The sequence below is a fragment of the Brevundimonas sp. Leaf363 genome (assembly GCF_001424025.1).
Taxonomy (GTDB): domain Bacteria; phylum Pseudomonadota; class Alphaproteobacteria; order Caulobacterales; family Caulobacteraceae; genus Brevundimonas.
Genome location: NZ_LMPZ01000006.1, coordinates 47,703 through 55,062, shown reverse-complemented (window position 1 = coordinate 55,062; position 7,360 = coordinate 47,703). Strand labels below are relative to the sequence as shown.

Sequence of the window (7,360 nt, the reverse complement as noted above, 5' to 3'; positions counted from 1 at the left end):
AAACCCAGCTGGCCCGTGCGACCGCCGACGGCGTGCGCGAGCCGCTGAACCGTCGCGCCACCATCGACATCAACTTCTGATCCAGCCCGGCCGGGACAACCCCCGGCCGGACCTCAGAAGCGTCGATGACGCCACGATAACGATCGCCGCCGCTCCGAAAGGGGCGGCGGCTTTTGTTTGGGCTGATGCCGACGGCTCAGGCGGTCGCGGCGTCGGGTGCGGCGGACGGTCGCAGGCGGGGGTGATCGGTGATCATCTGCGGTGTCGCAGCGTCTCCCGTCCCGCCCTCAATGGCCGCCTAGCGTAAAGTGCGCACAACCCAGACTTTTTCGGGCGCGGCGCGAGTTCGCTTTTTAGGACTAGGTGGTTGATCCGCGCGTATTGCAGCGCGACAAGATAGCTCATGTCGTTTTCGCGTCGCACATCTCTCCGGGGCTTCAGGTTGCACCGACGGGACGACGACCACGGGGCGCGGGGGGCGCACCGTTGATATGACCGATGTTCGTCCTCCAGTTCCGACGGGCCGCCCGTCCGGTCGCTCCACCACACCGTCGCGTGCGCCCCGCAAGCGCCTGGTCTTCTACCGCCGTCTGTTGCGGCGGGCCGCCGCGACGGGCGCCGCGAGCGTCGCCAAGACCGATCTGGCCGGTCGCAAATTCCTGCTGGTCAGCGTTCCCTTCGGCCCGTTCGGCAAGGTGCTGGCCGCCGAGCTCGAGGCGCGGGGCGCCACGGTCTCGCGCATGATCTTCAACGTCGGCGACGCCTGCTATTGGCGCCGTCCCGGCGGCATCATCTTCAAGGAGCCGAACGAGGCCTGGCCGGCGCGGTTGATGGCGCTCGCCCCGAACTACACCGACCTGGTCGTGTTCGGCGAAGGCGGCCCTTACAACCAGACCGTCCTGCAGGCGGCCGATCGCCTGCCCGCCCGCCTCTGGGTGCTGGAGAACGGCTACTTCCGCCCGGACTGGATCACGGTCGAGGAGGACGGGGTCAACGCCTCCAGCCGCCTGCCGCGCCACCGCGGAGGCTACGACCAGTCCATCGACACGCCGACGCCCCGGCTGGTCGGCCGCATCCTGCCGCACCACGTCATCAACATCAGCCTGCACCATGCCGCGCAGATGTTCTTCGGCTGGCTCTACCCAAAGTACCGGGCCCCCTACACACAGTCGACGTGGGACCAGTTCTTCGGCCACATCAATCGCTACATGCGGCTGCGTCTGCGCTCGCCGGGCGACTGCGACGCCGGCGCCCTGGCGTCCAAGGGGCCCTTTTTCATCGCCTGCCTGCAGCGGGAGGGCGACGCCCAGCTGTTGCGGTACTCCAGCTTCGCGGACAACACCGCCTTCCTGTCGGCGGTGATGACCAGCTTCGCCCGTCACGCCCCGATGGACGCGCGGCTGGTGGTCAAGAACCACCCGCTGGATCCCGGCGTGGTGAATCTGGAGCAGATCACCCGCTGTCTGGCCGTCGAGCATGGCCTGGCCCAGCGCGTGGACTTCATCGACGGCGGCAATCTGGCCCAGCTGTGCCGCCTGGCGCAGGGGATGGTGGTCAACAACTCCTCGGCGGCCCTGTCGGCCATCGGCTTCCACACGCCGGTCAAGGTGCTGGGCGAGGCCTTCTTCGACTTCGACGGCCTGACCGACCAGAAGCCGATGGACGCCTTCTGGCGCGAGCCGGCGGCGCCGGAGCCGGAGCTGTTCGCCCGCTTCCGCAGCCAGGTGATCGCCCGAACCCAGGTCAACGGCAACTATCACCAGCCCGACGCCATGGGCTGGACCGCCCGCGGCATCGCCGACATGTTCGCGCGCCGCCAGCCCTGATCGGACCCGGGCTGGCGACGGCGATGTATCCAGATCGGCCGGCCGACCGTATCTCCGAAACATCGTCCCGGAGAGACTTCATGTCGTTGCCCCGTCTGACCCGGTCGCTTCGCCCCCGCCTGATCGCCGCCCTGGCTTTGACGCTGGCCGCGGCGTGCAGCGCGCAGGGATCGGGCGAGGCCCAGGCTCAACCGCCCCAGGGCAATGGTGGGCCTGACAGCGGCCGGCGCGAGACGGCGGTTTTCGCCGGCGGATGCTTCTGGTCCACCGAGTCCAACTTCGAGCACATGCCCGGCGTGGTCGCGGCCGTGTCAGGCTATGCGGGCGGGCGCACTGCCAGTCCGACCTATGAACAGGTCGTGGCGGGGGGCACGGGGCATCTGGAAGCGGTTCGCGTCACCTACGACCCGGCGCGTATCACCTATCGGCAACTGGTCGACCGCTTCTGGCGCACGATCGATCCGACGGATGCGCGCGGTCAGTTCTGCGATCGTGGGGCCAACTATGGCACGGCCGTCTTCGCCACGACGACCCAGGGGCCCATCGCCGAGGCGTCGCGGGCGGCGGCGGCGGCGGTGATCGGCCCGGCGCGCTTCGTGACGCCCGTGCGCGCCGAAGCGCGGTTCTGGCCGGCCGAGGCCTATCACCAGGACTTCGCGCGCCGCAATCCGGCGCGGTACGGCGGCTACAGCGCCTTCTGCCGGCGCGGGGACAGGTTGCGACAAGTCTGGGGCTGATTGCCGCAGATCGGCGCATTCAGGTCAAATCGTGCGCACATGACGGCCTTCAGTGTGTCGCCCGTGTCACCCCCGGACTTTGTCATATCGCTGTCACATGACTGTCGCGGAGCATTCTGGTAGCGGCCATACGACGCCGTCGCAGCAGGTCTGACGCCTTTCGACGGCTCGCGCCTCCAATCCGCGCCTGAAACCAATCTGGGGATACAGATAAGATGAACCGCAAGAGCCTCTTCTGGGCCACGACGGCCCTCTGCGGCGGGCTGATGCTCGCCGGCGCCGCCAACGCCCAATCCACCGCCACCCAAGAAGCCGAGCTGGGCGACGTCGTCGTCACCGGCGCGCGCGGCCCGCGCACCACGGACGGCACCATCGTCGCCGAGACTGTCGCCAAGACGCGTTCGTCGGTCACGCAGGAGTTCATCTCCACGCAGGCCGCCGGCCAGACCATCCTGCAGACCCTGAACCTGACCCCGGGCCTGAACTTCACCAACAACGACCCGTACGGTTCGTCGGGCGGCAACATCCGTCTGCGCGGCTTTGACGGCAACCGCGTCTCGCTGACCTTCGACGGCATTCCGCTGAACGACACCGGCAACTACGCCGTCTACACCAACCAGCAACTGGACCCGGAACTGATCGAGCGCGCCTCGGTCAACACCGGCACCACGGACGTCGACAGCCCGACCGCGTCGGCCACCGGCGGCACCATCAACTACGTCACGCGCCGTCCGGCCGCCGACTTCGGCGGCTGGGGCCAGGTGTCGGGCGGTTCGAACGACTACCTGCGCTTCATGGGCCTGGTCGACACGGGCGAAGTCGGCCCCTGGGGCACCTCGGCCTGGTTCGCCGCCTCGCACCAGAAGTATGACAAGTACAAGGGCCAGGGCGACCTGGAGAAGACCCAGTACAACTTCCGTATCTATCAGCCGCTGGCCGACAACGGCGACTTCGTCGCCCTGTCGGGCCACTACAACGAGAACCGCAACTTCTCGTACTACGGCCCCAGCCTGATCTCCTTCAACGCCGACGGCAGCGTCGCGGCCCCTGAAGAAGTCACGACCAGCCCGTTCGGCTGGAACGTCGACTACAACCCGATCTACGTCGCGCCGACCGTCCGCGCCGGCGTGGCCGATGTCGACACCAACAGCACCGCCTACTACGGCCTGCGCATCAACCCGTCGGACACCGGCAATATCCGCCTGAACTCGCGCTTCACCCTGGCTCCCGGCCTGGTGCTGACGGTCGATCCGTCGGTGCAGTACACGCAAGCCAACGGCGGCACCCAGCAAGCGGTTCTGTCGGAAACCGACGGCCTGCTGCGCGGCAACAACGCTGTGGGCGGCGTCGACCTGAACGGCGATGGCGACACCCTGGACCGCGTCCGCGTCATGACGCCGTCTAACACCAACACGATCCGTTACGGCGTCAACTCGTCGCTGATCTGGGATCTGAACGACACCAACCAGTTCCGTGTCGCCTACACCGGCGATTACGGCCGCCACCGCCAGACCGGCGCCTACGGCAACATCGACTTCTCGGACCCCTCGAACCCGCGCTTCGCCGATGATTTCGGCGGCCTGGACGACAAGGACAACCGGATCGTCAACCTGGACGGCTTCTATCTGCGATCGCGCGACCGTCTGTCGTACGCCACCCTCAACCAGGTGGCCGTCGAATACCGCGGCTCGTTCCTGAACGACGCGCTGAAGGTCAACCTCGGCGTCCGCGCCCCGTTCTTCAAGCGTGAGCTGAACCAGTACTGCTACTCGCAGAACGCCTCGTCGAACGTCCGCTGCACCACCGAAGTGCCGAACGCGACCCTGGCCAACGGCAACGTCACCTTCGCGGCGACGGGCGCCACCCAGTACATCGCGCCGTATGAGCGTACCCTGAAGTACGACGACATCCTGCCGAACGTGGGCGCCAGCTACACCTTCGGCGACAGCACGGTGTACGCCTCGTACGCCGAAAGCCTGTCGGCCCCGCGTACGGACAGCCTGTACTCGGTGGTTCGTCTGGCCGACGGTTCGATCGGCAACCCGGGCGTCGAGCCGGAAACTACCCAGACCTTCGACCTGGGTTACCGCTTCCAACTGCCGACCCTGATCGCTTCGGCCGCCGTCTGGCACACCGACTACGACAACCGGATCGTCAGCTCGTACGATCAGGACCTGGGCTTCAACGTCGACCGCAACGTGGGCGCCGTGGAATCCTACGGCTTCGACGGTTCGATCGGCTGGGAGCCCACCGACCAACTGAGCATCTTCGCCTCGGCGTCGTTCCTGGAAAGCGAAATCCAGGACAACATCAACATCAACGCTGTCCTGGTCGCCATGACCAAGGGCAAGGAAGTTGTTGAGACGCCGAACGAAACCTTCGGCCTGCGCATCGCCTACGACTTCAACGAAGTCTTCTCGGCCGCGCTGCAAGGCAAGTATGTCGGCGAGCGCTGGGTGACGGACGTCAACGACCAGAAGGTCGACGCCTACACCACCGTCGACTTCGACGCCCGCTTCGACTTCGCGCCGTTCGGCTTCGAAGGCGCCTACATGCAGTTCAACGTCATCAACGTCTTCGACGAGAACTACTACGGCTCGCTGGGCACCACGACGTCCTCGACCATCGGCCAACCGGGCTTCAGCCGCCCGTTCGCCAACATCGGCGCCCCGCGCACCGTGATGGCGAGCCTGCGTTACAGCTTCTAAGCCGTAACTCGGTCTGACTAAGCGAAGGGGCGGTCCGGAAACGGGCCGCCCCTTTTGCTGTGGGGCCCAGCGGCGGCTTCACGCATTGAAGTGGGGGGCGCCCGTCGCTATCTGGCGCGGCCCGCCTCTGTTCACAGGACGCATCCGACCATGACCTCGCCGATCCCCGCCGAATGGGCGCCGCACCGCGCCATGTGGGTCGGCTGGCCGAGCCATGCCGAGCTTTGGGAAGACGACCTGGAGGCCGCGCAGGCCGAGGTCGAGGCCTTGGTCCGCGCCCTGGCCGGGCCGGGACGCGAGCAGGTGCGCCTGCTGGTCGGCAAGGCCGAAGCGCTGGATGACGCCGACGCCCGCTTCGCCGATGTCGAGGGCGTCACCGTGGTCGAGGGCCAGTTCGGCGACATCTGGCTGCGGGACACCGGCCCCATCTTCGGCAAGGGCTCCGAGGCCGCCGCCGCCTTCCGCTTCAACGGCTGGGGCGGCAAGTACGAACTGCCCTTCGACGACACGGTCGCCGAGCAGATCGGCCGCGCCGCCGGGATCGAGCCGGACCGCAACGACTTCATCCTGGAGGGCGGCGCCCTGGACCACGACGGGTCGGGGACCATCCTGACCACGCGCCAATGCCTGCTGAACCCCAACCGCAACGCCGGCTGGACCGAAGCCAAGGCGGAGGAGGCGCTGGCCGAGGCGCTGGATGCCCGCAAGGTACTGTGGCTGGGCGACGGCCTTCTGAACGACCACACCGACGGCCACGTCGACAACCTGGCCCGCTTCGTCGCGCCGGGCATCGTCGCTGCGCCCATCGCCTGGGGGACCAAGGATCCCAACGCCGATGTCTACGACGCCACGGCGCGCGCCCTGTCGGCCATGACCGATGTGGACGGCGGCCCGATTCACGTCCTGCGCATCCCGTCGCCCGGCCTGGTGGTCAACGACGACGAGAAGCCGGTCCCCGCCAGCCACATGAACTTCCTCATCGCCAACGGGGCGGTGATCGTGCCGAGCTACGGCGACGAGACGGCCGCGCGCCTGGCGTGCGAGGCGCTGGCCACCGTCTTCCCCGACCGCGAGATCATCGCCCTGCCGTCCACCGCCATCCTGACCGGCGGCGGGTCGTTCCACTGCATCACCCAGCAGGAGCCCGCCTGATGGCCCGCACGATCTCCGTCGCCGCGATCCAGACGTCCTATGGCGACGACCTGCAGGACAACATCGACCGCACGATCGGCTTCATCCGCGAGGCCGCCGGCAAGGGCGCGCAGGTGATCCTGCCGTCGGAGCTGTTCCAGGGGCCGTACTTCTGCGTCAGCCAGGAGGAGCACTGGTTCGGTCACGCCTATGAATGGCGCGAGCATCCGTGCGTGACCCAGCTCGCGCCCATCGCCAGGGAACTGGGCGTCGCCATTCCCGTCTCGATCTTCGAGCGCGAGGGGCCGCAGTACTATAATTCGCTGGTCATGCTGGACGCGGACGGCGAGGCGCTGGGCGTCTATCGCAAGAGCCACATTCCGGACGGCCCCGGCTATCAGGAGAAGTACTATTTCCGGCCCGGCGACACCGGCTTCAAGGTCTGGAAGACCCGCTTCGGCAAGGTCGGCGTCGGCATCTGCTGGGACCAATGGTACCCCGAGACGGCGCGGGCGATGATGCTGCAGGGGGCCGAGGTGCTGATGTACCCGACCGCCATCGGCACCGAGCCGCACGACGACAGCCTGGACACCGCCGAGCCGTGGCGCCGCGCCATGCAGGGGCACGCCGTCTCGAACGTCGTGCCGGTGGTCGGCGCCAATCGCATCGGCCATGAACAGGTGACCGAGGCGGGCCAGACCTTCTACGGCCACAGCTTCATCGCCAACCATCGCGGCGATCTGGTCGAGAGCCTGGGCAAGGACGAGGAGGGCGTGCTGGTGCACAGCTTCGACCTCGACTTCCTGGACCGCCACCGCGCCGCCTGGGGCTTCTTCCGCGACCGGCGGACGGACTTGTATGGGGCGCTGGCGAAGCGGCCGTAGAAGCGCTCTCCGCCCGCTGGGCGGAGACAGGCGACGAAGTCGCCAGAGGCGGGCTCGAAGACAGGGGCGCGCCC

5 protein-coding genes are annotated in these 7,360 nt (G+C 67.6%); all 5 read left to right on the top strand.

Annotation, left to right across the window (positions count from 1 at the left end):
* The first annotated feature begins 491 nt into the window (after positions 1-491).
* The 5 genes from ASG17_RS15055 (at position 492) to aguB (ending at position 7,286) form a co-directional block, all read left to right on the top strand.
* Positions 492-1,826, top strand: a complete 1,335-nt coding sequence (locus ASG17_RS15055; RefSeq protein ID WP_082496326.1) for a capsular biosynthesis protein — start codon at positions 492-494, stop codon at positions 1,824-1,826.
* A gap of 80 nt (positions 1,827-1,906) precedes the next feature.
* Complete coding sequence (gene msrA, locus ASG17_RS15050) at positions 1,907-2,563, top strand: peptide-methionine (S)-S-oxide reductase MsrA (RefSeq protein ID WP_056105448.1); 657 nt, start codon at positions 1,907-1,909, stop codon at positions 2,561-2,563.
* Between the two features lie 215 nt (positions 2,564-2,778).
* Positions 2,779-5,271 (top strand): TonB-dependent receptor, encoded by a 2,493-nt coding sequence (locus tag ASG17_RS15045; protein ID WP_056105445.1) that lies wholly within the window; start codon positions 2,779-2,781, stop codon positions 5,269-5,271.
* 150 nt (positions 5,272-5,421) lie between these two features.
* Positions 5,422-6,423: an agmatine deiminase family protein gene (locus tag ASG17_RS15040; RefSeq protein ID WP_082496325.1), complete on the top strand. Its 1,002-nt coding sequence runs from the start codon at positions 5,422-5,424 to the stop codon at positions 6,421-6,423.
* Positions 6,423-7,286 carry an N-carbamoylputrescine amidase gene (gene aguB, locus ASG17_RS15035; RefSeq protein WP_056105443.1) on the top strand — a complete coding sequence of 288 codons (864 nt, stop codon included), beginning with the start codon at positions 6,423-6,425 and terminating at the stop codon, positions 7,284-7,286. The genes ASG17_RS15040 and aguB overlap by 1 nt, the downstream gene beginning before the upstream one ends.
* The last annotated feature ends 74 nt before the right edge of the window (positions 7,287-7,360 follow it).